At 56.2% G+C, this 26,172-nt stretch carries 20 protein-coding genes; 11 read left to right on the top strand and 9 right to left on the bottom strand.

Features of this window, described 5'->3' with window-relative positions; translation table 11 throughout:
• Positions 1–56 precede the first annotated feature (56 nt).
• From argH to argC, 4 genes are all read right to left on the bottom strand, one after another.
• Positions 57–1,430, bottom strand: a complete 1,374-nt coding sequence (gene argH / locus CKF42_RS17080; protein WP_009088004.1) for an argininosuccinate lyase — start codon at positions 1,428–1,430, stop codon at positions 57–59.
• 91 nt (positions 1,431–1,521) lie between these two features.
• Positions 1,522–2,742, bottom strand: coding sequence for an argininosuccinate synthase (locus CKF42_RS17075; RefSeq protein ID WP_009088006.1), 1,221 nt, complete (start codon positions 2,740–2,742; stop codon positions 1,522–1,524).
• A gap of 24 nt (positions 2,743–2,766) precedes the next feature.
• A complete protein-coding gene (gene argB / locus CKF42_RS17070; RefSeq protein WP_009088007.1) occupies positions 2,767–3,543 on the bottom strand; it encodes an acetylglutamate kinase in 777 nt (258 codons plus the stop codon).
• 14 nt (positions 3,544–3,557) lie between these two features.
• Positions 3,558–4,562, bottom strand: coding sequence for an N-acetyl-gamma-glutamyl-phosphate reductase (gene argC / locus CKF42_RS17065; protein WP_111208716.1), 1,005 nt, complete (start codon positions 4,560–4,562; stop codon positions 3,558–3,560).
• A gap of 167 nt (positions 4,563–4,729) precedes the next feature.
• Here argC and argE point away from each other — a divergent pair, with 167 nt between their 5' ends.
• Both argE and ppc read left to right on the top strand, forming a co-directional pair.
• On the top strand, positions 4,730–5,878 hold the full coding sequence (gene argE, locus CKF42_RS17060) for an acetylornithine deacetylase (RefSeq protein WP_009088011.1): 1,149 nt from the start codon (positions 4,730–4,732) through the stop codon (positions 5,876–5,878).
• A gap of 353 nt (positions 5,879–6,231) precedes the next feature.
• Complete coding sequence (ppc, locus tag CKF42_RS17055) at positions 6,232–8,883, top strand: phosphoenolpyruvate carboxylase (protein WP_111208715.1); 2,652 nt, start codon at positions 6,232–6,234, stop codon at positions 8,881–8,883.
• 93 nt (positions 8,884–8,976) lie between these two features.
• On the opposite strand, the gene metF is transcribed toward ppc, so the two are convergent.
• The 3 genes from metF to metB form a co-directional block, all read right to left on the bottom strand.
• Positions 8,977–9,876 carry a methylenetetrahydrofolate reductase gene (gene metF, locus CKF42_RS17050; RefSeq protein ID WP_009088014.1) on the bottom strand — a complete coding sequence of 300 codons (900 nt, stop codon included), beginning with the start codon at positions 9,874–9,876 and terminating at the stop codon, positions 8,977–8,979.
• Between the two features lie 199 nt (positions 9,877–10,075).
• Entirely contained in the window at positions 10,076–12,511 is a 2,436-nt protein-coding gene (locus CKF42_RS17045) for a bifunctional aspartate kinase/homoserine dehydrogenase II (RefSeq protein ID WP_111208714.1), read from the bottom strand.
• Between the two features lie 2 nt (positions 12,512–12,513).
• Positions 12,514–13,674 (bottom strand): cystathionine gamma-synthase, encoded by a 1,161-nt coding sequence (gene metB, locus CKF42_RS17040; protein WP_009088017.1) that lies wholly within the window; start codon positions 13,672–13,674, stop codon positions 12,514–12,516.
• A gap of 273 nt (positions 13,675–13,947) precedes the next feature.
• On the opposite strand from metB, the gene metJ reads away from it, so the two are divergent.
• From metJ to CKF42_RS17025, 3 genes are all read left to right on the top strand, one after another.
• Complete coding sequence (gene metJ / locus CKF42_RS17035; RefSeq protein WP_009088019.1) at positions 13,948–14,265, top strand: met regulon transcriptional regulator MetJ; 318 nt, start codon at positions 13,948–13,950, stop codon at positions 14,263–14,265.
• 479 nt (positions 14,266–14,744) lie between these two features.
• Positions 14,745–16,271, top strand: a complete 1,527-nt coding sequence (locus CKF42_RS17030; RefSeq protein ID WP_233501054.1) for a ShlB/FhaC/HecB family hemolysin secretion/activation protein — start codon at positions 14,745–14,747, stop codon at positions 16,269–16,271.
• Positions 16,272–16,339: 68 nt separating this feature from the next.
• Entirely contained in the window at positions 16,340–17,926 is a 1,587-nt protein-coding gene (locus tag CKF42_RS17025; protein WP_233501053.1) for a filamentous hemagglutinin N-terminal domain-containing protein, read from the top strand.
• Between the two features lie 75 nt (positions 17,927–18,001).
• Here the strand turns inward: CKF42_RS17025 and rpmE are convergent, their stop codons facing one another.
• On the bottom strand, positions 18,002–18,217 hold the full coding sequence (gene rpmE, locus CKF42_RS17020) for a 50S ribosomal protein L31 (protein ID WP_003851227.1): 216 nt from the start codon (positions 18,215–18,217) through the stop codon (positions 18,002–18,004).
• Positions 18,218–18,443: 226 nt separating this feature from the next.
• On the opposite strand from rpmE, the gene priA reads away from it, so the two are divergent.
• From priA to rraA, 6 genes are all read left to right on the top strand, one after another.
• Positions 18,444–20,639, top strand: coding sequence for a primosomal protein N' (priA, locus tag CKF42_RS17015; protein WP_111208711.1), 2,196 nt, complete (start codon positions 18,444–18,446; stop codon positions 20,637–20,639).
• 162 nt (positions 20,640–20,801) lie between these two features.
• Positions 20,802–21,839, top strand: coding sequence for a DNA-binding transcriptional regulator CytR (cytR, locus tag CKF42_RS17010; protein WP_199559886.1), 1,038 nt, complete (start codon positions 20,802–20,804; stop codon positions 21,837–21,839).
• Between the two features lie 152 nt (positions 21,840–21,991).
• On the top strand, positions 21,992–23,014 hold the full coding sequence (gene ftsN / locus CKF42_RS17005) for a cell division protein FtsN (protein ID WP_111208709.1): 1,023 nt from the start codon (positions 21,992–21,994) through the stop codon (positions 23,012–23,014).
• 88 nt (positions 23,015–23,102) lie between these two features.
• Entirely contained in the window at positions 23,103–23,633 is a 531-nt protein-coding gene (hslV, locus tag CKF42_RS17000; protein ID WP_009088029.1) for an ATP-dependent protease subunit HslV, read from the top strand.
• Positions 23,634–23,643: 10 nt separating this feature from the next.
• Positions 23,644–24,981: an HslU--HslV peptidase ATPase subunit gene (hslU, locus tag CKF42_RS16995; RefSeq protein WP_046100836.1), complete on the top strand. Its 1,338-nt coding sequence runs from the start codon at positions 23,644–23,646 to the stop codon at positions 24,979–24,981.
• Between the two features lie 158 nt (positions 24,982–25,139).
• Positions 25,140–25,625, top strand: coding sequence for a ribonuclease E activity regulator RraA (gene rraA / locus CKF42_RS16990; protein ID WP_009088032.1), 486 nt, complete (start codon positions 25,140–25,142; stop codon positions 25,623–25,625).
• A gap of 71 nt (positions 25,626–25,696) precedes the next feature.
• On the opposite strand, the gene zapB is transcribed toward rraA, so the two are convergent.
• The gene (zapB, locus tag CKF42_RS16985; protein ID WP_003851242.1) at positions 25,697–25,936 is read right to left on the bottom strand and encodes a cell division protein ZapB; all 240 of its coding nucleotides are present in this window, start codon (positions 25,934–25,936) and stop codon (positions 25,697–25,699) included.
• Positions 25,937–26,172: the final 236 nt, after the last annotated feature.

Here is a 26,172-nt window from a genome sequence, read left to right as displayed (position 1 = left end):
TCTGAAGCTAGAGGTTAGCGGGCATCTGTTGTGCCCGCCTTTTTTTTGCCTGCGGATTATGCCAGCCGCTGCTTCGCGTCACCGATGGCGCGGGCAACCTGCTGTGGCGAGACGCCCCCCTGCGCATTACGTTTATCCAGACAGGATTGCAGTGCCAGAATCGGATAGACATCGTCGTCAATCACCGCACTGAACTGCTGTAACTGTGCCAGCGACAGGGCTTCCAGCGCCACACCCTGCCCGATGGCCGCTACCACGACCTCGCCGACGATATGATGAGCTTCACGGAACGGCACACCTTTGGCGACCAGATAGTCGGCCAGTTCAGTGGAGTTTGCGTAGCCCTGCTCTGCGGCTTCCTGGCAGCGCGGACGTTTCACCTGCAGGCCATCCAGCACCAGCACGGACATGTGCAGACAGTCGAGCCAGGTGTCCAGCGCGTCAAACAGCCCCTCTTTGTCTTCCTGCATATCTTTGTTGTACGCCAGCGGCAGACCTTTCAGCGTCATCATCATGCCGGTCAGTGCGCCCTGCACCCGACCGCATTTGCCACGAATCAGCTCCAGCGCATCCGGGTTTTTCTTCTGCGGCATCAGCGATGAGCCGGAAGTGACTTTGTCTGACAGCTCGATAAAGCCCGCTTCACCGGTGTTGAAGAAGATCATATCTTCGGCGAAGCGCGACAGATGAACCATGCCGATCGCCGCATCAGAGAGCAGCTCCAGCACATGATCGCGATCGGAGACGGTGTCGAGACTGTTGCGCGTGGCGGATGCAAAACCCAGCCAGCCTGCCAGCTGCTGACGATCGATTTCGTAGGCCGTTCCGGCCAGTGCGCCGCAGCCCAGCGGGCTGACATCAAGACGCTTCAGGGTATCCTGCAGACGGCTCTCATCACGCGCCAGCATTTCCACATAGGCCAGACACCAGTGCGCGAAGGTCACCGGCTGCGCACGCTGCAGATGGGTGTAGCCCGGCATCACTGCATCCTGATTCGCTTCCGCAGTGACGACCAGCGCCTGCTGCAGATCGCGTGTCGCGCCCAGTAATGCCTCAACCTGCATCTTGCACCAGAGTTTCAGATCGGTCGCGACCTGGTCGTTACGGCTGCGGCCGGTATGCAGTTTTTTACCCAGCGCGCCCACTTTGTCGATCAGCTGTCCTTCAACCCAGCTGTGAATATCTTCGGCGTCGCTCTGCAGAATCTGCTCAGGATTCTCGCGCACTTCACCCAGCAACGTATTCAGGGCCGCTTCCAGCTGCTGCTGCTCATCCTGAGTCAGCACGTTTACCGTCACCAGCGCTTTGGACCAGGCAACAGAGCCAATAATGTCCTGCTCTGCCAGGCGGTAATCGAAGCGCAGCGAGTCGTTGAACTGTTTAAAACGTTGATCCGCTGCCTGAGTAAACCGTCCACCCCAAAGTGCCATGTGAAAACTCCTCTGAATCGTTAAACAAGGGGCGGCATAAATGCCGCCCCTGGATTGAATCTGTGAGGCGAGGCGCACCTCGCCTGAAATATTACTTCTTCTTCTGCTCGTTCAGCGCACGGATACGTGAAGAGAGCGAGAACAGACGGATGAAGCCGCCTGCATGACGGTGGTCGTAAACCTCATCTTCGCCAAAGGTGGCGAACTCTTCCGAGTAGAGGCTGTTAGCCGAGCGTTTCTGGGTGGCTGTCGCGTGGCCTTTGTAGAGCTGCACCACAACTTCACCATTTACCTCTTCCGCCAGCGATTCGGCAGCAGCCTGAATCGACTTACGCAGCGGGGCAAACCAGCGACCGTCATAGACCACATAGGACATCTCGTGGCCGAGCTGCTCGCGCCATTTGAAGCTGTCGCGATCCAGTACCAGCTGTTCAACGGCACGCAGCGCGCTGACCATGATGGTGCCGCCCGGGGTTTCGTAGCAGCCACGGGACTTAATCCCGACCAGACGGTTTTCCACGATGTCGATACGGCCGACACCATGTTTTGCGCCCAGCTCGTTGAGTTTTTCCAGACACTGGAACGGGCTCAGTTTTTCGCCGTTAACGGCCACAACACGACCCTTCTCGACGGTCACGGTCACCTCTTCAGGCTGATCGGGCGCCTCCAGCGGATCGACGGTCCAGACCCAGCAATCTTTATTCGGCGCATTGGCCGGGCTCTCCAGCACGCCGCCTTCGGTAGAGATGTGCCAGGCGTTTTCATCACGGCTGTAGATCTTTTCCAGTGAGGCGGTGGTCGGGATGTTGCGCTCTTTCAGGTAGTCCAGCAGCGCTTCACGCGAACGCAGGTTCCATTCACGCCATGGGGCAACCACTTTCAGCTGCGGTGCCAGGGCGGTATAGGTGGTTTCGAAACGCACCTGGTCATTCCCTTTACCGGTTGCACCGTGGCACAGCGCATCCGCGCCTACTTTCAGTGCCAGCTCAACCTGCGCTTTCGCGATGATAGGACGGGCCATTGAGGTGCCGAGCAGATAGGTGCCTTCATAGAGCGCACCGGTCTGCAGCACCGGGTAAACGTAGTCGCTGATAAACTCTTCACGCAGATCGACAACGTGGCATTCCGAGGCGCCAGACTGCAGCGCTTTCTTCTCAACACCTTCCAGATCGCCACGCTCCTGACCGATATCCGCCACAAAAGCGACCACTTCACAGCCACCGTAGTTCTCTTTCAGCCATGGAATGATTGCCGAGGTATCAAGACCACCGGAGTAAGCCAGAACGATTTTTTTGATGTTTTGCGTTTGCATTTCGTAATCCTTGAATCAGAGTCGTTAAGCGAGAATCCGGGTGCCAATCGACACGCCGTTAAACAGGTCAGGCAGCCGCTCAGCGTGACGCCAGCTGGCGATATCGACCGGGCGGCCCAGCGTACGCGCGGCATCCAGCGCCGCGTGCACTTTCACAATCATGCCATCGGTAATAATGCCCTGGGTGATCAGCTGCTCCGCTTTGTCAGCGGTCATCTCTTCGATGCGCTGACCTTTGCCGTCGAGAATACCACTCACGTCGGAGAGCAGAACTAAATCCGCGCCCAGCGTTGAAGCCAGTGCCGTCGCCGCCTGATCGGCGTTGACGTTCATCAGTTCGCCGCCCTCAGTGATGCCAATAGAGCTCACCACCGGCATGTAACCCGCCGCCAGCAGCGTATTCAGCAGTGCCGGGTCGCCTGGCATGGCGTGGCCCACATGGCCAAGTTCAGGATCGAAGGCGGTGACATTCACGATGCCCGCATCACCCAGGCAGAGGCCAACCGCGTTGATGCCCGATTTTTTCGCCCAGGCCAGCAGCGTTTTATTGGCGGTTCCCGCCAGCGCACCGGTAATGATGTCGATCTGATCGGCTGGGGTGACGCGCAGGCCATTTTTCTTCATCACCGGCAGCGCCAGCTTTTTCATCAGCTCGTCCACCAGGCAACCGCCGCCGTGGACAATGATCAGTGGACGCTGATGGGTGCTGCGATATTTCAGCAGCGCTTCAAACAAGCGGGCCAGCGCTTCTTCGCTGTCCAGCAGCACACCGCCCAGTTTGATAATCAATGGATTGGTCATGGTTTATTTGTCCGTTAAATCAGTGACTGCGTTTCTGGGAAGCCGAACCGGATGTTCAGGCACTGCACCGCCTGTGATGCCGCACCCTTCAGCAGATTGTCTTCGGCTGCCACGACAATCAGATGTTCGCCCTGCGTCTCAAATCCGATGTCGCAGTAAGGCAGGCCCACGACGGCTTTCAGCGCCGGCACACCCTGGTCATAGAAACGCACCAGCGGCTTATTGTCATAGGCGCGATGGAAAACGGCGGCAATATCTTCGCGGCTGACACCCGCTTTCAGACGGCAGGTAATGGTCGCCAGGATACCGCGCGGGAAGCTGCCCAGATGTGGGGTGAAGATCACCGGGGTGCCAAGGTGGGCCACAATCTCCGGATGATGACGATGATTGAACAGGCCGTAAGGCTGCAGGCTCACTTCGCAGAAGCTGGTGCCGACATTGGCTTTACGGCCGGCACCGCTCACGCCACTGGTGGCATTGATGACCGGCCACTGCGCGTCGTTTAGCAGTCCGGCATCCACCAGCGGTTTCAGCGCCAGCTGCGCGGCGGTCGGATAGCAACCCGGCACGGCCACCAGCTGCGCCTGCTGAATGTTTTCATGCTGATATTCCGCCAGGCCGTAAACGGCTTTGTCCAGCCAGTCGCCATGCTGATGGGTGAAGCCATAGAAGCGGGTGTAGAACTCAGCGTCATTGACCCGGAAAGCGCCCGACAGGTCGAACACCACACAACCCGCCTTAAGAAATTCCGGAGCCAGATTGTGGCTGACTTCATGCGCCGTCGCCAGAAAGACCACATCCACTTTGTCTGCCCACTCCGCCGCGCTGCTCAGTGGCTGCAGCGGAAGATCCACCACGCCTTTCAGCTGCGGATGAAGATCGGACAAGCGCTTACCTGCATCAGGGCTTTGCGCCGAAACCGCTAAAGCGGTTATGTTGATATGTGGATGACGATTCAGGAAGGTGGCAAGCTCTACTCCAGCATAACCACTGGCACCAACGATCAGCGTATTCAACATCAGGCTGTAACCCCTTTTACAGTCGCACGTCCCGGGCCGCGGCCTTGCCCCGTAACCCACTCAGTCTTCTGCAGTGATTTAAGGTTTCCTTGCAGAGGACGTTAATGTATTTTTATTCACTATTAATGCATGAATATGGATACATCCTAACCCAAGGACCGTCAACAGTGAAGACAAAATTACCGCCTTTTATTGAACTCTACCGCCAGTTAATCGCCACACCGTCGATCAGTGCAACCGATGCGGCTCTGGATCAGAGTAATGAAACTTTAATCAATTTGCTGGCAGGCTGGTTTCGTGACCTCGGCTTCAGCGTGGAAGTGCAGCCTGTACCCGGCACCCGCAATAAATTTAATATGCTGGCGCGGACCGGCACCGGCGCGGGCGGCCTGCTGTTAGCCGGGCATACCGATACTGTTCCCTTTGATGATGGCCGCTGGACACGCGATCCCTTTACCCTGACCGAGCACGACAACAAGCTCTATGGCCTGGGTACGGCAGATATGAAAGGTTTCTTCGCCTTTATTCTCGATACGCTGCGGGATGTGGATGTCAGCACCCTCAGCAAGCCGCTCTATATTCTTGCCACGGCCGATGAAGAGACCACGATGGCCGGCGCGAAATATTTCTCTGAATCGACGCAGCTGCGCCCCGACTGCGCCATTATCGGTGAACCGACATCACTCAAGCCGGTGCGGGCGCACAAAGGACACCTGTCGAATGTGATCCGCATTGAAGGGAAATCGGGCCATTCCAGCGATCCGGCTCGCGGCGTGAACGCCATTGAACTGATGCATGAGTCGATTACCCATCTGATGCAACTGCGCACGACCCTGCAGGAGCGTTATCACCATGATGGCTTTGCCATCCCTTATCCCACCATGAACTTCGGCCATATTCATGGCGGTGATGCCGCTAACCGTATCTGCGCCTGCTGTGAACTGCATATGGATATCCGTCCGCTGCCGGGCCTGTCGCTCAGCGATCTGGATGGGCTGCTTAACGAGGCGCTGGCTCCGGTCAGCGCACGCTGGCCAGGCCGTGTCACAGTGGCCGAACTGCATCCACCGATTCCCGGCTATGAGTGTCCGGCGAATCATGAGCTGGTGAGTGTGGTGGAAAAACTGCTGGGCACGCCGACCGAAATCGTCAACTACTGTACCGAAGCCCCTTTTATTCAGCAGCTCTGTCCCACGCTGGTGCTGGGGCCAGGATCCATTAATCAGGCCCATCAGCCAGATGAATTTATTGATACTGCATTTATCAAGCCGACACGGGCGCTTATCAGTCAGGTTGTGCAGCATTTCTGTCACTGATTGACAGTAAATGGGGCATTTCACTGTATTAACAGTAAAATGCCCCCTCATTCTGCGGGATTTACCAATAAGAATAACTTATCCCGCTTTGTTCCCGATAAATTCTTCGAATTTCCGTTATTTAGCGACCTGTTCAGCCCACTTTAACGCATTTGACGAACGCAACATTACGTGGCTAGATAAAAGACGTTGTTATGCCCACCGGGTGACTATCCAGAACGTTTCAGAATGCTGACAGGCGGCAACGGAGCCGGTTCCCTGTAGATTAGCGGGAGCAGAACGTTGCCGATTTTTCTGCTGCCTGAAAGGTCGGGTGTAGAAGTTTTTCAAGACGATAAGGGTGTCAGGGTCCAATGAACGAACAATATTCCGCAATGCGAAGTAATGTCAGTATGCTCGGCAAACTGCTCGGGGATACGATTAAGGAAGCTCTGGGCGAGAATATCCTCGACCAGGTTGAAGCCATCCGTAAGCTCTCCAAGTCATCCCGTGCAGGTAATGACACACATCGTAAAGAACTGCTCAATACGCTGCAGAATCTCTCCAACGAAGAGCTTCTGCCGGTTGCACGCGCCTTCAGCCAGTTTCTTAACCTTACCAACGTGGCCGAGCAGTATCAGACCATTTCCCAGAGTGGCGAAGGGGCGAATCACCCGGAACTGCTGAAAAAGACCTTTGAGACCCTGAAACAGCAGAAAGATATCCGTGAAAGCGACATTCTGGCGGCCATTGAGTCGCTGTCGCTGGAGCTGGTGCTGACCGCGCATCCGACCGAAATCACCCGCCGTACCCTGATTCACAAGCTGGTCGAAGTTAACAGCTGCCTGAAACAGCTCGACCACAGCGATGTCTCTGACTACGAACGTAACCAGATTATGCGCCGCCTGCGCCAGCTGGTTGCGCAGGCATGGCACACCGATGAAATCCGCAAATACCGTCCGACCCCTATCGATGAAGCCAAATGGGGCTTTGCCGTAGTGGAAAACAGCCTGTGGGAAGGCGTTCCTGCCTTTCTGCGTGAGCTGAACGAACAGGTAGAAGAGGCGTTTGGCATTAAGCTGCCGGTGGATTTCGTCCCGGTCCGGTTCACCTCCTGGATGGGTGGCGACCGCGACGGCAACCCGAATGTGACGGCGTCGATCACCCGTCATGCGATGCAGCTGAGCCGCTGGAAAGCCACTGACCTGTTCCTGCGCGATATCGGCGTGTTGATCTCCGAGCTGTCGATGTCGGAGTGCAGCGATGAGATCCGTGAACTCAGCGGCGATCCGGAAGCGATCGAACCTTATCGTGTGATCCTGAAGCGTCTGCGCAGCCAGCTCATGAGCACGCAGTCATTCCTGGAACATCGCCTGAAAGGCGAGCGTCTGCCGCGTCCGGCCGACCTGCTGGTCTCCAACGATCAGCTGTGGGACCCACTGTTTGCCATCTACGAGTCGCTGCAGCAGTGTGGCATGGGCATTATCGCCAACGGTCAGCTGCTTGATACGCTGCGCCGCGTGAAATGTTTTGGCGTGCCGCTGGTGCGTATCGATCTGCGCCAGGAGAGCACCCGTCACACCGAAGCGATTGCCGAAGTCACCCGCTATCTGGGACTGGGCGACTATGAAAGCTGGTCTGAAGCGGACAAGCAGGCCTTCCTGATCCGTGAGCTGAACTCTAAGCGTCCTCTGCTGCCGCGCAGCTGGGAACCCAGCGACGAGACGCGTGAAGTGCTGGAAACCTGCCGCGTCGCGGCTGAAGCGCCACAGGGCTCCATCGCCGCCTACGTGATCTCAATGGCGAAAACCCCGTCTGACGTGCTGGCCGTGCATCTGCTGCTGAAAGAAGCGGGCATCAGCTATGCGATGCCGGTTGCACCGCTGTTTGAAACCCTGGATGACCTGAACAACGCCAATGATGTGATGAGCCAGCTGCTGAGCATCGACTGGTATCGCGGCTTTATTCAGGGCAAACAGATGGTGATGATTGGCTACTCTGACTCGGCGAAAGATGCCGGTGTGATGGCCGCCAGCTGGGCGCAATATCAGGCGCAGGATGCACTGATCAAAACCTGCGAGAAAGCGGGCATCTCCCTGACCCTGTTCCACGGACGCGGCGGCAGCATTGGCCGTGGCGGCGCACCGGCTCATGCCGCGCTGCTGTCGCAGCCGCCAGGAAGTCTGCGCGGCGGTCTGCGCGTCACCGAACAGGGCGAGATGATTCGCTTCAAATATGGTTTACCGGCCGTCACCATCGCCAGTCTGTCGCTCTATACCGGCGCAATTCTGGAAGCGAACCTGATGCCACCGCCGGAGCCAAAACGCGAATGGCGTGACATCATGAATCAGCTCTCCGCTGACTCCTGTGCGATGTATCGGGGTTATGTGCGTGAAAATGCCGACTTCGTTCCCTACTTCCGTTCAGCCACGCCGGAGCAGGAGCTGGGTAAATTACCGCTCGGCTCACGCCCGGCTAAACGTCGCCCGACCGGCGGCGTGGAGTCGCTGCGTGCCATCCCATGGATTTTCGCCTGGACGCAGAACCGTCTGATGCTGCCTGCCTGGCTGGGTGCCGGTGCGGCCCTGCAGCAGGCGATGGCGGCAGGTCATCAGGATCAGCTGGAGGCGATGTGCCGTGACTGGCCTTTCTTCTCTACCCGCCTGGGGATGCTGGAGATGGTGTTCGCAAAAGCGGACCTGTGGCTGGCAGAGTATTACGATCAGCGTCTGGTCGACAAATCCCTCTGGCCGCTGGGCAAGCAGTTGCGCGATCAGCTTGATGCCGATATCAAAGCGGTGCTGACCATCGCCAACGACTCGCACCTGATGGCCGACCAGCCGTGGATTGCCGAGTCAATTGCGTTGCGTAACGTCTACACCGACCCGCTTAACGTCCTTCAGGCCGAACTGCTGCATCGTTCACGCGCACAGGAAGCACGCGGCGATGAGCCGGATCCGCGCGTTGAGCAGGCCCTGATGGTGACCATTGCGGGCGTTGCAGCAGGCATGCGTAACACCGGTTAGCGCGCAGGCGCGGCGAAGCGTCCGCGCCCTCTGAACGCCGCCATAAAAAAAGTCGGGACTGTCCCGACTTTTTTATTGCCTGAAGGAGAGCGGTTAAGCCGCCACCGCAACCGGACGCACGCCCAGCGTGTGGCAGATGGCGTAACTCATTTCAGCGCGGTTCAGCGTGTAGAAATGAAAATCTTTCACCCCTTCGCGTGACAGGATTTTCACCATGTCCATCGCGATGTTTGCCCCGACCATTTTCCGTGTTTCCGGGTCCTCATCCAGTCCGGCAAACATCGCGTTCATCCAGCCCGGCACGCGCACATTGGTCAGCGTGGCAAAGCGTTGCAGCTGTTTAAAGTTAGAAACCGGCAGAATGCCTGGCACAATTTCAACGTCGATGCCGGTCGCGACACAGCGATCGCGGAAACGTAAATAGCTTTCCACGTCGAAGAAAAACTGGGTAATGGCGCGGCTTGCGCCTGCATCGATTTTTCGCTTCAGGTTAATCAGATCGGCCTGGGCGCTTTTCGCTTCGGGATGGACTTCCGGATAGGCCGCGACGGAGATATCAAAATCGCCGACCTCTTTCAGCAGCGCCACCAGATCGCTGCCGTACATCTCCGGCCTGCCGCCTCCCTCTGGCAGATCGCCCCGCAGCGCCACAATGTGACGGATGCCGTTATGCCAGTAATCCTGGGCGATGGCGCGCAGTTCATCGCGGGTGGCATCAACACAGGTGAGATGAGGGGCCGCCTCCAGACCGGTGCGATCTTTAATGCCTTTGATAATGCTATGCGTGCGATCGCGCTCGCCTGAGTTGGCACCGTAGGTGACAGAAACAAATTTCGGTTTCAGGCTGCTCAGACGGTCGATGGAACGCCACAGGGTCTCTTCCATTTCACCAGACCGCGGTGGGAAGAACTCAAATGAGACGTTAATGCGCCCGTTCAGCTCAGCCAGGCTCTGGTTTAGCGCTTCGCGCTGATTGGCATGAAAGAAACTCATCCTGCATCCTCATCGGTTAAAAACTGGACCGCGAACATCTGAACGTTTAGACGTCCAGATGTTCAAAATGACCCAATCCGATCGTGCCGTCAACGAATAAATCGTGAACAGCGATGATCAATTTTCAACCAGCATGAAAGAGATTCAACAGGCAGCGGTAACGCATTGAAAACAGGCGCCGAAGCGCCTGAGGGGAGGACTAGAGCAGTTGTGCGAGGCGATTGATATCTGACTGGATAGCACCGGCGGTGACATCCCGGCCTGCACCCGGCCCGCGAATTACCAGCGGGTTGTCGCGATACCAGCGGCTCTCAATGGCGAAGACATTGTCGCAGGGCAGCAGCGAGGCCAGCGGATGTTCCGGACGAACCGCTTCAACCCCGACGCGCGCCTTGCCGTTGGCATCAAAACGGGCAACATAACGCAGCACGAGATCCATCTCCCGCGCCGCTTCCAGTCGCTGCAGCATCTGCTCATTCAGCTCATCGCCATTTTCAAAGAAATGGTCAACCGAGCCCTGCTGGCAGTTGTCTGGCACCAGCGATTCGACCCGCACCTGATCCGGCTCGATGTTATAGCCCGCCTCACGCGCCAGGATCACCAGTTTGCGCATCACATCCTGCCCTGAGAGATCGGCCCGCGGATCGGGTTCGGTCAGGCCCTGCTGCCACGCCTGATCCACCAGCTCGGTGAAGGGAACCGTGCCGTCAAACTGCAGGAACAGCCATGACAGCGTGCCGGAGAAGATCCCGCTGATCGCCAGGATGGTATCACCGCTGTCACGCAGATCGCGCACCGTATAGTTGATCGGCAGACCTGCACCGACAGTGGCGTTGTAGAGCCAGTGACGACCGGTTTTGGTAAAAGCATCACGGATTTGCCGCCAGGTCTGGCTGTCGGATGCACCGGCCACTTTATTGGCGCTGATGACATGGAAACCGTGGCTGGCAAAGTCGAGATACTGCTGCGCCAGCGGCGTACTGGCGGTGACATCCAGCACCACTAAATCATCAAACGGATGGGCGCGCATCCACAGGAACAGCGACTCTTCGTCACGCTCTACCGCTTCATCGTCAAAGAAGGCCAGCGCACGGCTGGCATCCAGTCCGTCATAACTCAGCAGGCTGCGACGGCTGTCCACCACACCCGCCAGCACAAATTCAAAGCCGGTGCGCGCTGAGAGCGTTTCCTGATCGCGGGCAAACAGCTCCAGCCAGCGTGAGCCGATATTGCCTTTGCCAAACAGCATCAGGCCGATACGCTTTTCTGCACGGAACAGTGACTGATGCAATCCCTGAATCAGATGCTGAGTGGGACCGACACGCAGCACCGCGACCACGCTGATGTGCTCTTCAGACTGCCAGATAAATTCAACAGGTTGATCTTTTAACTGCTGCCAGAAGCGATGGGTATGCAGCGGATTGCGGGTCACGCCTGCGCCTACCAGCGCCACCAGCGCCAGGCCGTCACGCAGCTGCAGATGGCCCGGCAGTCCGGCATCCTGCAGCAGCGTAAAGGCGCTGTTGACCACTTCAGAGGTGTAACAGAGCTGCAGCAGCTGGCGGTCAGGATGGATGCCAAACGCCAGCGGACGCAGCTGCGCCCGCTTCAGCAGCAGGTCGATCTCTTTGTGCAGGATGGCGAAGTCATGCTGCTCCGGCAGCTGGATTTCAATCAGACAGACATCATCATGACTGGTCACGATGCGTGCGCCGGTTCCGGAGGCCAGCACCCGCTCGATGCGGGTGGAACCCTGCTCCGGCTGATAACTGCAGCGCAGTTGCAGGTCGATATCGCTGCCGGAAACCGGCTGCAGGGTGCGGGTATGCAGCACCGGGGCCGCCAGACGCGCCAGCTCACTGGCTTCGTCCAGCCTTAACAGCGGCAGCAGACAGGCATCAGAAACTTTGCGTGGATCGGCGCTGTAGACGCCCGCCACATCGCTCCAGATCGTGACCCGTCCCACACCTGCCAGCGCACCAATCTGCGTGGCGGAGTAGTCGGAACCGTTGCGGCCAAGCAGGACGGTTTCACCCGCGTCATTGCGGCTGATAAAGCCGGTCACCACGATGCGCTGATGCGGATGCTGTGCCAGCAGGGTCTGCAGCAGCGGCCAGGATTTGCCTTCATCGACCTGCGGCTGGGCCGCACGTTCAGCACGCAGAAACTCACGCGCATCCAGCCAGCAGGCCTGCATGTCGCGCTGACTCAGCACCGCTGCCATCAGGCGCGCCGACCAGAGTTCACCGTGGCCGACCACTTCAGCGTAGACCGCATCGGTTATCGGTCCATCCAGCAGCGCGGCCAGCTTTTCCAGGTCGCGAATAAATGCCGCGGTTAAGGGTTCCGCCATCTCAGCAGGCAGCAGCGCACCGATCAGTTCGCTCTGGTAACGCCGTAAAGCCTGTTGCACCTGGTGCGCGGAGAGCCGGTCGCTCTGGCTCAGCTTCAGCCAGCTAATCAGCTGGTTGGTGGTCGAGCCAGCCGCAGAGACCACCATCATGTCGCCCGGCTGACTGTAATCCGCCATGATGCTGGCCACACGCTGATAGCAGCGTGCGTCGGCCAGGCTACTGCCGCCAAATTTATGCAACTGCCTGATAGTCGGCGTTCCCGTGCCTGCTGAAATCGTCATGCTTAACCCTCGGCTGCGACCCGGAATGCATTATCCAGATCGGCAATTAAATCTTCGTGATCTTCAATACCAACAGAAACCCGCAGTAGCGTATCGGAAATGCCCGCTGCAGCGCGTGCCTCTGCCGACATCCCCGCGTGCGTCATGGTGGCGGTGTGGGAGATCAGACTCTCAACGCCACCCAGCGATTCCGCCAGCGTAAACAGCCGCAGCGCTTTCAGGAAGCGGCGCAGCAGCGCCTCGTCACCGTCAACCTCGAAACTCAACATGGCGCCAAAGCCGCGCTGCTGACGAACGGCATGTTCGTGTCCGGCGTTCTCCGGCAGCGAAGGATGATACAACTTTTTCACCCGTTTCTGCTGCTTCAGATACTCCACAATCGCCAGCGCATTGCGCTGCGCCGCTGCGATGCGTGGTGAAAGCGTGCGAATCCCGCGCAGCAGCAGGTAGCTGTCAAAGGCCGCGCCCGTGACGCCAATGTTGTTTGCCCACCAGGCCAGGTCCGTCGCCAGCTGCGGATCTTTAGCAATCACCGCGCCTGCCACCACGTCGGAATGACCGTTGAGATATTTCGTACAGGAGTGGATCACCAGGTCTGCCCCCAGCGCCAGCGGATTCTGCAGGGCCGGACTCATAAAGGTGTTATCCACCACGCTGATGGCACCTGCCGCGCGGGCAGCAGTGCAAATCGCGCTGATATCCACTACGCGAAGCAGCGGATTGCTGGGGCTTTCAATCAGCACCAGTTTAGGTTTCTCATCCAGTGCCGCCTGCAGCGCCACCGGATCACCCTGATCAACAAATTTCACCCGATATGCGCCGCGCTTATTCATGCTGTCAAACAGCCGATAGCTGCCGCCATAGCAGTCATGTGGCGCAACCAGCAGATCGCCAGGTTTCAGGAACACCGTCGTCACCAGATGAATCGCCGACATCCCGGTATTGGTTAATACCGCGCCCGCACCGCCTTCCAGTTCCGCCAGCGTACGCTGCACGACATCACGCGTGGGATTACCCCGACGGGAATAGTCATGCGCACGCGGCTCATTAAAATCCAGAAAGTTATAGGTTGTGGAAAGATGGATAGGCGGGACAACGCAGCCATACTGCTCGTCATCATTCAAACCGCTACGCACTGCGATGGTTGCCGGTTTACGCGTCATGAGCGAATTGTTCCTGAAAAGTGAATAAAATGTGGCTCACAGAATATCACCCTCTAATTAGACGTCAATACATCTGGACATCTAAATGTCTTTGCGTATAGATTGAGCAGAAACGCAATACCCGCTAAAATCATGCGTCATCGCCTGGCGTTCCCCTCTGAAAAACAGAGGCAGTGAACGAAGAAAACCCGCCATATCAGGGGTCAGGCAGGAAAAAATCAGGCATAATCCGCTGATTTCCTCACATTTAACGTTTATTAATTAAGGTAACCCATGGCTGAATGGAACGGCGAATATATCAGCCCGTACGCTGAGCACGGTAAGAAGAGCGAGCAGGTCAAGAAGATTACAGTTTCTATCCCCTTGAGCGTGCTGAAGATTTTAACGGATGAGCGTACCCGTCGTCAGGTAAATAACCTGCGTCACGCCACCAACAGCGAGCTGCTTTGCGAAGCCTTTTTACATGCCTTTACGGGTCAACCGCTGCCGGATGATGTCGACCTGCGCAAAGAGCGCAGCGATGAGATCCCGGAAGAAGCGAAAGCAATTATGCGCCAGATGGGTGTTGATCCGGACACATGGGAATATTGATCCCCGGCGCCGTTGTCGTCTGACCTCGCTGCAGAGAAGCAGGCTCCGCTCAGGGGGCCGCTTTTCCGATTCGCGCAGCCCCCTGTGACGCTTCTCTCTTCCGGCCTGACGCCATCGCCTGCATATTCACTGTCAGACGTGTCAGAGAAATCTACCCTCTTTACCTTTTTATTTCGTTATTTCCATTGCAATAAGAACATTGTTTTATCCAGATAATAGAATTATTACTATTGTTCACTAATATGCGCATCCGTAAGATTTTGTCATAGCGACAACTTCACGGAAAGCCAATGACTATTAAATATAAAATAAAAAACTTTGGACCCTCTCTTTTAATTCTTTTTATCACCAGCACAATCAGTTATTTCACTTCTGCATCTCGTGTCGCGCCAGCGATAACGGTGCAAAATGAGAATATTAACGCCCGGCAACAGGATAGGGAGCGCAAAGCACAATTAACGCCTGACCTCCTGCCGGGCATGTCTGAAAAAGAGAATTTCAGACCGGAAGCGATTCCGTTTCCGCATGAGGAAAATTGCTATCCAATCGATAATATTTCGCTGAATCAGGACAGTAAAAAACTGCACCTCAGAAAATTGCGCTATTTTACCGCGCAGGCCGAAGGGAGATGTCTGGGCATTGCCGGAATAAGACTTCTGGCTAAAACGCTGCAGAATGAAATTATCCGACTGGGTTATATTACAACGCGTGTTAATTTGCCCGAACAGAATCTGTCGGGCCGTACATTAACGTTTGATATTCATGCCGGCCACGTCGGAAAAATCGTGCTAAATGAGGCGAGTGGCGACGATATTAATCTGACCAGTACCCTGCCGTTCAGCACGGGCGATCTGCTCGAACTCAGCGATCTGGAACAGGGCAGTCTTAATCTTCAGCGCGTTCCGGGATCGCGGGTTAACGTTCGGTTATTGCCTGGCAGCAGCAAAGGTGAAAGCGATATCGTTATCCAGCGCGAACAGGATAAATACTGGCAGATGAGCGCCTGGCTGAATGATGCCGGCTCGGCGGCGACCGGGCGTTATCAGGGAGGAACCGCACTCTATTTAAACAACATTGCGTCGTTAAGTGACATATTTTACGTCTCTTATGGACACGATATTGCTCCGAAACAGACCCATAAAGGCAATGATAATAAATCGCTGGGCTATTCGGTGCCATGGGGTTACTGGTGGCTCGATCTCTATGCCAGCCAGAGCCATTACCAGCAACATCTTACCGGAAACTGGTCAGAATGGACGCTGAATAATAAGAACAGCTACTACAGTGCGCAGCTCAACCGACTTCTCTCGCGCACCGTCTCTCACACCACCACAGCTGGCCTGCAGATCTTCAATACATCATCACGTTATTCGCTGGATGACAGGGACCTCATCAGCATGCATAAAAAAAGTGCAGGCTGGAAAGCGGTGCTGCAGCATCAGTGGCATGAGGACAACGCGGCGCTGACGACCACTCTGAGTTATCAGCGGAAAATGCCCTGGTTTAACAGCAGCCATACCGTAGAGCAGACGTATGAACTCATTGATAAGCAGGGCCGGATTGTCAACCTGGACATGGAAGGTTCCGTTAATTTCCAGATAGGGGATAACTGGCTGAACTATTCACCCCACGTCAGTGTGCAATATTCTCCCGATACACTCTCTTCCCTGAACCGCTTTTCGCTGGCAGGCCGCTGGACGGTTCGTGGCTTCGATGGTGAATACGCGCTTCAGGATAATAAAGGCTGGTTCTGGCGCAACGATATCAGCTGGATTTTCCCTGACAAAGCGGTTCAGCCCTATATCGGTATTGACGCAGGCCAGGTCTACGGTAATAGCAGCCAGCAGGAATATGCCGGAAAAACCGTTGTGGGGAGCGTGGCTGGCCTGCGAGGAACACTTATGAAAACACGCTTTGATCTTTTTGCCGGCACCCCGGTTAAAAAACCCCAGGCTTTCCACACCGACCCCGTTACGCTCGGTTTTTCACTACAGTGGAAATATTAGTAAGAAGTAAGTCGTTAAATAAAAAAGAGTTTGAAAATAAACACACATATACAGAGGAAAAAATGAATATGCATAAGTTTAATCTGCTATTCCTGGCGACGCTCGCCACCCTGTGCAGCCAGCCTGCGCTTTCTGCACTAAACAGTTATCAGCATGCAAATGGTTCGACCGTGGTAAATATCAATCAGCCTGATGGGAATGGCCTTTCGCATAATTTGTATCAGAGCTTTAACGTCTCAAACAAAGGGATGGTACTGAATAACAGCACCGCAGATATAGTCCGAGACAGTGGTAGTATTGCCCGGAACAGCAATCTGAATACCTCAGCCAGCCTGATTCTGAACGAGGTCATCTCAAATAAAGCTTCCTCACTGAACGGCTTTATTGAAGTCGCAGGTCAGAAGGCCGATGTCATCATCGCCAACCCAAACGGGATCACCTGTTCGGGCTGTAATTTTATCAATACCGGACGTGCCACCCTGACCACCGGCTCGCCGATTCTGACCGATGGTGCACTGACGGGATTCAATGTGACGAAAGGCACGCTTACCGTTAAGGGCAACGGGCTGACAGGAGCCGATTATACGGATCTGCTGGCGCAAAAAATCAATCTTCAGGGTAAAGTAGAAACGACCCAGTTGAAGGCGATTGCCGGTAAATATACCTATAACATTGCATCGGGTCAGGCTAAAGCCAGCACCACAGACCGGGTTGGCGGCAACAGCATTGATGTCAGCGCGCTGGGCGGAGCAACTGCAGGTCTGATCCAGCTGCAAACCACGGAAGCCGGTGCGGGCGTCAATAATAATGGCGTTCTGAACGCTACCACTCTCTATATCTCATCCAATGGTACTCTGACAAACAGTGGTACCCTCGAAACTCAAACGGCGAGCCTTATGGCAAGCGGCGGAATGATGAATAAAGGAACGCTTTCTGCAAACAGAGCGGTTCTTCAGACAACCGACGCTTTCACGAATGAAGGCTCAATTAAAACGACCGACTCTTCGACCATCGTGAGTTATGGGAAGTTTATTAACAATGATAAAGGACGGATAAATAGTGATGGTTCTGTAAGCATCCTCTCTTTTAAGGGCAATGTTGAGAATAAAGGAACGATTACTGCGTCAAAAGCGCTGGGAATGCAGACCGGCTATAACACGACAAATGGTGTTACGACCGCTATTGCTAATACCAGTCTGATAAACTCTGGCTCAATTCAGGCGAGTAGTCTCAATATGATTGCCGTCAAAGAGGTAGACCTCTTATCAGGCGGCAACGTCACCGCACAGGGTACGGCCAATATTTCCGCGCTATCGGTCTCCAGCGCAGGTACCCTTACCGCGCAGAATGCTAATATTTTTTCTGACAAATTCAACAATCAGGGTGTGATACAGGCGACTGAGCGGTTAAACGTGACAGGTAAGAAAGAGATTTTTAACAGGGGCACCTTACAGGCGGCAACCCTGGTGGTGACAACGGATGGCAAAATCAGTAACGCATCCTGCCGGTTGTGGTTATTGTGCAAGCAGGGCACTATGAAAGCGGATAAGATTTCGATTTTAGCCCCTAAGATCACCACTATTGCTGCTTTAGATGGTAATTACACCACGCAGCTTCTGGAGCTGAACAAACCTGAAACAGACTCCAGCCTGTAACCACCCATAAAAAAACCCAGCCGAGGCTGGGTTTTTTGTTGCCGCCGAACCCGCAGGTTCAGGTGCCTTTTAATCTTATTTTTTAGCGCCTGGCACGCTGAAACGCTTGTTAAAGCGGTCAACACGGCCACCAGTTGCCACTTCACGCTGCTTACCGGTATAGAACGGGTGGCATTTACCACAGACGTCCAGGTTCAGTTCGTGAGTCAGTGTTGAACGGGTGTGGATCTCGTTGCCGCAGGTACATTTGATAGTAACTGCTTCGTATTTCGGGTGAATACCTTGTTTCATGGGAAACCTCATAGAAGGCCGTGTCGCTCTCCGTGCCAGGCGTAAACCTGCACAGCACCACACGCGGTTGAACATTATAGGGTGTACTCCGGCAAGGTCTTTCTCACCGAAGGCGGCATATTATACAGAGAAGTTATCATTGCTGCAAATTTATCCTGGGATATCCGCCATCCGGGTCCAGCGTGTACACTAGCCCTCCCGATGCCCGAGCCGGAAAGAGAGAGTTATGCCCGTTGTCCAGGTTGCCCTGCCCGTCCCCTTGCCCCGCCTGTTTGATTATCTGCCGCCACAGGGCGCGCAGCCGATCATTGGTGGTCGCGTAAGTGTGCCCTTTGGCAATCGCAGGATGATCGGCATTGTGGTCGCCCTGCGTGAGAGCAGCGATCTGCCCGAAGGACAGCTCAAGCGCGTCATTGAGGTGCTGGATAGCGAGTCACTCTATCCCTCTTCGCTGTGGCGCATCCTTAACTGGGCCGCCAGCTACTATCACTCTCCCCAGGGCGAAGTGCTGAATCATGCCATCCCGGTGCTGCTGCGTCAGGGCAAACCCGCGCAGGACAACCCGTTATGGCGCTGGGAAATTACCGAGCAGGGCCGGGCGACCACGCCGGAGAGTTTAAAGCGCGCGCCCAAACAGCAGCAGGCGCTGGCTGCCCTGCGTCAGCAGCCGCTCTATCGCCATCAGGTCAGCGAACACGACCTGACGGAGGCGACGCTTCAGGCTCTGCGCACCAAAGGGCTGTGCGAGCTGTATGAGCATCAGCCGCAGCGGCACGACTGGCGAACCACCTTCGCCGTTAAAGGCGAACGCCTGCGTCTGAATACCGATCAGGCGATGGCGGTCGGTGCAATTCGGGCAGATGACGAACATTACGCCGCCTGGCTGCTGGCGGGCATCACCGGCTCCGGCAAAACGGAGGTCTACCTCAGCGTGCTGGAGAATGTGCTGGCACGGGGAAAACAGGCGCTGGTGCTGGTCCCGGAGATTGGCCTGACCCCGCAGACCATTGCCCGCTTCCGGGAGCGTTTTGATGCGCCGATTGACGTGCTGCACTCCGCCTTAAACGACAGTGAGCGGCTGGCCGTCTGGTTACGTGCGCGGCGTGGTGAAACGGCGATTGTGATTGGCACCCGCTCGGCGCTGTTTACCCCGCTGGCCCGGCCGGGAGTTATCATTATCGATGAAGAGCACGACAGCTCTTACAAGCAGCAGGAGGGCTGGCGCTATCAGGCGCGCGATCTGGCTGTGTTTCGCGCCCATGAAGAAAATATCCCGATTGTAATGGGATCGGCGACGCCCGCGCTGGAGACGCTGCACAATGTGCGCAGCGGCAAGTATCGCCAGCTCGACCTGACAAAGCGCGCAGGCAATGCCAGACCGGCGCTGCAACAGCTGATCGACTTAAAAGGTGTGCAGTTGATCGGCGGCCTGGCACCGGGCCTGATTGGCAAAATGCGTCAGCATCTGCAGGCGGATAATCAGGTGCTGCTGTTTCTTAACCGCCGCGGCTTTTCGCCCGCCCTGCTCTGTCACGACTGCGGCTGGATTGCCGAGTGTCACCGCTGTGACCGCTACTACACGCTGCATCAGCATCATCGCCAGCTGCGCTGCCACCACTGCGACAGTCAGCGTCCGCTTCCTCATCAGTGCCCGCAATGTGGCTCAACTCACCTGCTGCCGGTCGGTGTCGGCACGGAACAGCTGGAACAGCAGCTCGGCACGCTGTTCCCTGGCGTGCCGGTGTCGCGAATCGATCGTGATACCACCAGCCGTAAAGGGGCGCTGGAGCAGCATCTGGCCGATGTGCATCGCGGAGGCGCGCGCATTCTGGTTGGTACTCAGATGCTGGCGAAGGGTCACCACTTCCCTGACGTGACGCTGGTGTCGCTACTGGATGTCGATGGGGCGCTGTTTTCCGCCGATTTTCGTGCGGCGGAGCGCTTTGCTCAGCTCTACACCCAGGTCGCCGGGCGTGCCGGGCGTGCCGGTAAGCAGGGCGAAGTCCTGCTACAGACCCACCACCCGGAACATCCGCTGCTTCAGACCCTGCTGCACCAGGGCTATACGGCGTTTGCGCAGCAGGCACTGCTGGAGCGCCAGGCGGTTCACCTGCCCCCCTGGAGCCGCCATGCGCTGTTTCGCGCTGAAGATATGGATAATCAGCAGGCAGCTGAATTTCTGCAACAGCTTCGTAACCTGCTGGAGGCCAGTCCGCTCAACGATCAGGCCATGTGGTTTATGGGGCCGGTCCCGGCCCTGCAGCCAAAACGCAGCGGCCGCTGGCGCTGGCAACTGCTGGTTCAGCACCCTTCCCGGCAGCGTCTGCAGCAGTTGCTGAGCAGTTCGCTGCCGCTGATTTCCACCCTGCCCGCCGCGCGCAAAGTGAAATGGACGCTGGATATTGACCCTACCGAGAGCTGATCTCCGCTGACGTTGCGAGCCAGATCGAAAAATGTCGCATAAGTCACAATTTTTATGCAAATTAAGTAACAACCAGCCACGCAATCGTTAACAATGTGGCTGGTTTGCCTCTGAGCAGGCAAAAACAGAATCGAACACGCCATAATGCGTCAGGAGCATGTGTTGGAGCAGAATCAACAACCGCCCGCCGCCACGATGAAGGATGTCGCGGAACATGCGGGTGTCTCAACCGCCACCGTATCGCGTGCGCTGATGAATCCGGAGAAAGTTTCTGCGGCCACCCGACAGAAAGTCGAACAGGCCGTTGCCGCCGTCGGCTATGCAGCACATGGTCCCACACGCAACGCGCGTCGCAATGAGACCCGAACCATCCTCGTCATTGTCCCTGATATCTGCGATCCCTTCTTCAGTGAAATCATCCGCGGCATTGAAGTCACGGCAGCTGAAGAGGGTTATCTGGTGCTGATTGGCGACTGCGCCCATCAGAATCAGCAGGAGCGAACCTTTCTCAACCTGATGGTGACACGCCAGATAGATGGCATGGTCCTGCTGGGCTCACAGCTGCCCTTTGATGCCGGCATTGATGAGCAGCGCAACCTGCCGCCGATGGTGATGGCAAATGAGTTTGCGCCCGAAATGTCACTGCCCTCGGTGCACATCGACAACCTGACCGCCGCGTTTGAAGCGGTTAATCATCTGCTGCAGTTAGGTCACACACAGATTGCCTGCATCGCCGGGCCGGAAGAGATGCCGCTCTGTCAGTATCGTTTACAGGGCTATGTCCAGGCGATGCGGCGCAGTGGCCTGACGGTCGATCCCACCTATATTGTGCGCGGCGATTTCACCTTTGAAGCGGGCGTTGCCGCGATGAATCATCTGATGACCCTGCCGCAGCCACCGCGCGCGCTGTTCTGCCACAGCGACATTATGGCGCTCGGGGCGATGAATCAGGCCCGACGCTGCGGGCTGCGGATACCTGACGATCTCTCTGTGGTGGGATTTGATGACATCGAGTTGTCGCGCTACTGCGAGCCGCCGCTGACTACCGTTACCCAACCGCGTTATCAGATCGGCCGGGAAGCGATGCTGCTGCTGCTGGATGAGCTGAATGGCAAACGGGTCATCAGCGGTTCGCGGCTACTGGACGCGGGTCTGACCATTCGGGGCAGCACGGCGCGCGCAAAAAAGCGTGAAAAATAAGCGTATTCGCCGCGCTTTTTCAGTAGATTCTTAAAGCGAACACTGCTGGTCAAAGTTCCGACCCTTGAGTAACATGGCGGACTCCTTGCCGGGCGCGTAAAAATCATCATTTCGCCCATCTGGCACTATTTTTGAAGGGTATAAGAACGAGAGTGGCACAAAAAGATTACGTAGGCCGCGGGCGTTCAACAGGGACGCGTCGCAAAAAAAGCCCCAGCCGCGGCAAGAAGAGCAAAGGCGGTTCGGGAACATCCAAACTGATGATTGTACTGGCGGTCGCCGTGCTGGTGACCTTTGCCGGTGGTTTATGGTTCCTGGCGCATCACAAGAAAGAGGACGTGCCGGTCATTACGGATCATAAAGCCAACGGCAATGGCTTACCGCCGAAGCCCGAAGAGCGCTGGAAATATATTAAAGAGCTGGAGAACCGTCAGGTTACCGTGCCGACCCCTATCGAACCCTCTTCGGGTGGCGAGGTGAAGTCGCAGACGCAGCTGACTGACGAGCAGCGTCAGCTGCTGGAGCAGATGCAGGCGGATATGCGCCAGCAGCCAACGCAGCTGAACGAAGTGCCGTGGAACGAACAGACACCGGCGCAACGTCAGCAGACGCTGCAGCATCAGCAGCAGTTACAGCAGCTGCAACGCCAGCAGCAGCAGTTCCAGCAACAGCAGCAACGTCAGCAGCAGCAGGTTCAGCAACAACAACTGCAGCAGCAACGTCAGCAGTTGCAGGCTCAACAGCAGCAACAGCGCCAGCAGCAGTTGCAGCAGCAACAACAGCAGCGTCAGCAGCAGCTGCAGTTACAGCAGCAACGTCAGCAGCAGCAGCAGCAGCAGCAGCAAAATGTTCAGCGCCAGACGCAGCCTGCGCCAGTTACGCGGGAACCCGAGGTGCAGTCAAAACCGCAGGAGACCGCAAAAGCGAAACCGGCGGAGAAAGCCTCTTCGCAGCGCTGGATGGTACAGTGCGGGTCATTCAAAGGCACCGACCAGGCGGAGTCAGTGCGTGCCGGTTTAGCCTTTGAAGGATTTGAAAGCCGCATTACGACCGGTGGCGGCTGGAATCGCGTGGTGATTGGTCCGTATAAAGATCGCGCCTCTGCGGACAGCACACTGAAGCGTCTGCGCAGTTCCGGCCACTCCGGCTGCATTCCCCTCTCAATCGGGGGTTGAAACCCGTCAAACCCGCCCCATATCTGTTGCATGATACTCCGCGCCCCGTGCGCGGAGTCCTTTTCCGACTGCAACAAGGGGTCTGCCCGTGACAACAATAGTAAGTGTACGACGCAACGGCCAGGTAGTGATTGGCGGTGATGGCCAGGCTACGCTCGGCAATACCGTGATGAAAGGCAACGTTAAAAAAGTGCGTCGTTTATACAACGATAAGGTGATTGCCGGATTTGCTGGCGGCACCGCAGACGCCTTCACCCTGTTTGAGCTTTTCGAACGTAAACTGGAAATGCATCAGGGCCACCTGGTGAAAGCCGCGGTGGAACTGGCTAAAGACTGGCGTACTGACCGTATGCTGCGTCGGCTTGAAGCCCTGCTGGCGGTCGCGGATGAGTCCGCCTCACTGATCATCAGCGGTAATGGTGATGTAATTCAGCCTGAAAACGATCTGATTGCCATCGGCTCCGGCGGACCTTTCGCCCAGGCCGCGGCACGTGCGCTGCTGGAGAATACCGACATGGGCGCGCGCGACATCGTTGAGAAGTCGCTGAACATCGCAGGCGATATCTGCATCTACACTAACCATAACGTTAATTTCGAAGAATTAACCTCCAGGGCGTAAAGGTATAACTATGTCTGAGATGACTCCACGCGAAATCGTCAGCGAACTGAACCGCTTTATTATCGGCCAGGACAGCGCCAAGCGCGCCGTGGCTATTGCACTGCGCAACCGCTGGCGTCGCATGCAGCTGGATGAAGAGCTGCGCCATGAAGTGACCCCGAAAAACATCCTGATGATCGGACCGACCGGTGTCGGTAAAACGGAGATCGCCCGTCGTCTGGCTAAACTGGCCAATGCGCCTTTTATCAAGGTCGAGGCGACCAAATTTACCGAAGTGGGTTATGTCGGTAAGGAAGTCGATTCGATCATTCGCGACCTGACCGACTCCGCCATTAAGATGGTGCGCAGCCAGGCGATTGAAAAGAACAAATACCGTGCAGAAGAGATGGCGGAAGAGCGCATCCTGGATGTTCTGATTCCGCCAGCCAAAAACAACTGGGGCCAGTCAGAGCAGAGCGCGGAACCTTCTGCGGCGCGCCAGTCGTTCCGTAAAAAACTGCGCGAAGGCCAGCTGGATGACAAAGAGATTGAGATCGACCTGGCCGCCAGCGGCCCGGGCGTCGAAATCATGGCGCCTCCGGGAATGGAAGAGATGACCAGCCAGCTGCAGTCGATGTTCCAGAACCTTGGCGGCCAGAAGCAGAAAGCCCGCAAGCTGAAGATCAAAGAAGCGATGAAGCTGCTGATCGAAGAAGAAGCGGCAAAACTGGTGAATCCGGAAGAGCTTAAACAGGACGCCATCGATGCCGTCGAGCAGCACGGTATCGTGTTTATCGATGAGATCGACAAAATCTGTAAGCGCGGCGGCCAGAATGCTGGCGGTCCGGATGTGTCACGCGAAGGCGTTCAGCGCGACCTGCTGCCGCTGGTGGAAGGCTGCACGGTCTCAACCAAGCACGGTATGGTGAAAACGGACCACATTCTGTTTATCGCTTCGGGCGCGTTCCAGGTTGCCAGCCCGTCCGATTTAATCCCGGAACTGCAGGGCCGTCTGCCTATCCGCGTTGAACTGCAGGCGCTGACCGTGAATGATTTCGAGCGCATTCTGACAGAGCCTAACGCGTCTGTAACCGTGCAGTACAAAGCGCTGATGAATACCGAAGGCGTGAATATTGAGTTCACCGAGGATGGTATCCGCCGGATCGCTGAGGCCGCATGGCAGGTTAACGAAACCACCGAAAACATCGGTGCGCGTCGTCTGCATACCGTACTGGAACGTCTGATGGAGGATATCTCCTATGACGCCAGCGATCGTCACGGTGAATCGGTCACCATCGATGCTGACTATGTGGGTAAACATCTGGATGAACTGGTGGCTGACGAAGACCTGAGCCGCTTCATTCTCTGATTCACGGATGTCGCACTTTTCAGAAGCCCAGCCGAACCGGCTGGGCTTTTTTATGCATGTTCTTGATCGAACGATGCTTTTTTCAGGGTGATGATTTTGCCAACAATCTGCATATAGCGATATACTTAGCATTCCTGTGGCAAACAGACGAAACCCTTATGAAATACGATACATCTGAACTCTGCGATATCTACCATGAAGAAGTGAATGTGGTTGAACCGCTTTTTTCAAACTTTGGTGGGCGCACTTCATTCGGTGGTCAGATTACCACAGTGAAATGCTTTGAAGACAACGGCTTACTCTACGACCTGCTGGAAGAAAATGGCCGCGGTCGGGTGCTGGTGATTGATGGCGGCGGTTCCGTACGTCGGGCGCTGGTGGATGCGCAGCTGGCACGTCTGGCAGCCACTAACGAGTGGGAAGGCCTGGTCATCTACGGGTCAGTACGTCAGGTTGACGAGCTGGAAGAGCTGGAAATTGGCATTCAGGCGATTGCCGCCATCCCGGCCGGCGCGGCGGGTGAAGGGATTGGTGAAAGCGATGTGCGCGTCAATTTCGGCGGTGTGACCTTCTTTTCCGGTGACCATCTCTATGCCGACAACACCGGTATCATTCTGTCAGAGGATGCGCTGGACCTCGAATAAGGTCCGACAGCAACCGGGAGCAGACATGAAAACGGGTGCCTGAGCACCCGTTTTTCACATCAGCTGAGGCTTCAAACCTCTTCCATTTTTCCCAGCAGTGCGCGCAGACGTTCCTGCCAGACGTGCTGCTCTTCTTTCAGGTGCTGATTTTCACGCATCAGCGCATCGTGGTTGCCCGCGACTTGTTGCGCATCGTTACGCAGTGAGTTGTTCTGCTCTTTCAGCTCTTCGATTTCCATCTGCAACAGGGTGATGGTATCAATCGCCTGCTGTACTTTCGCTTCCAGTTTCTCAAACACTTCAAATGACATCTTTCTGACCTCTCCTAAATTCCTGCAAGGCGTTGATGATGCCAGCGCTAGCCAGCAACGTTGTCCCGATTGTATGTACCCTCACCCCGCAAGTCCAGCAACGCGGGCGCGCCGGGCGTAGTCTGTAACACTTTTCAGTCTATGCCTGAATTTATGCTGCGCTCCGATCAACGGCATACAGAGATCCCTCCGCCACGCCCGCTATCCGGCGCATTTAAGGGCGAAAGAAAGCCGGA

Origin of the sequence: Pantoea sp. ARC270 (assembly GCF_003236725.1) — a bacterium.
In the GTDB taxonomy this organism is placed as follows: domain Bacteria; phylum Pseudomonadota; class Gammaproteobacteria; order Enterobacterales; family Enterobacteriaceae; genus Pantoea; species Pantoea anthophila.
Note: the sequence above shows the minus strand (reverse complement) of the source record. Positions and strands in the feature narration are given on the sequence as shown.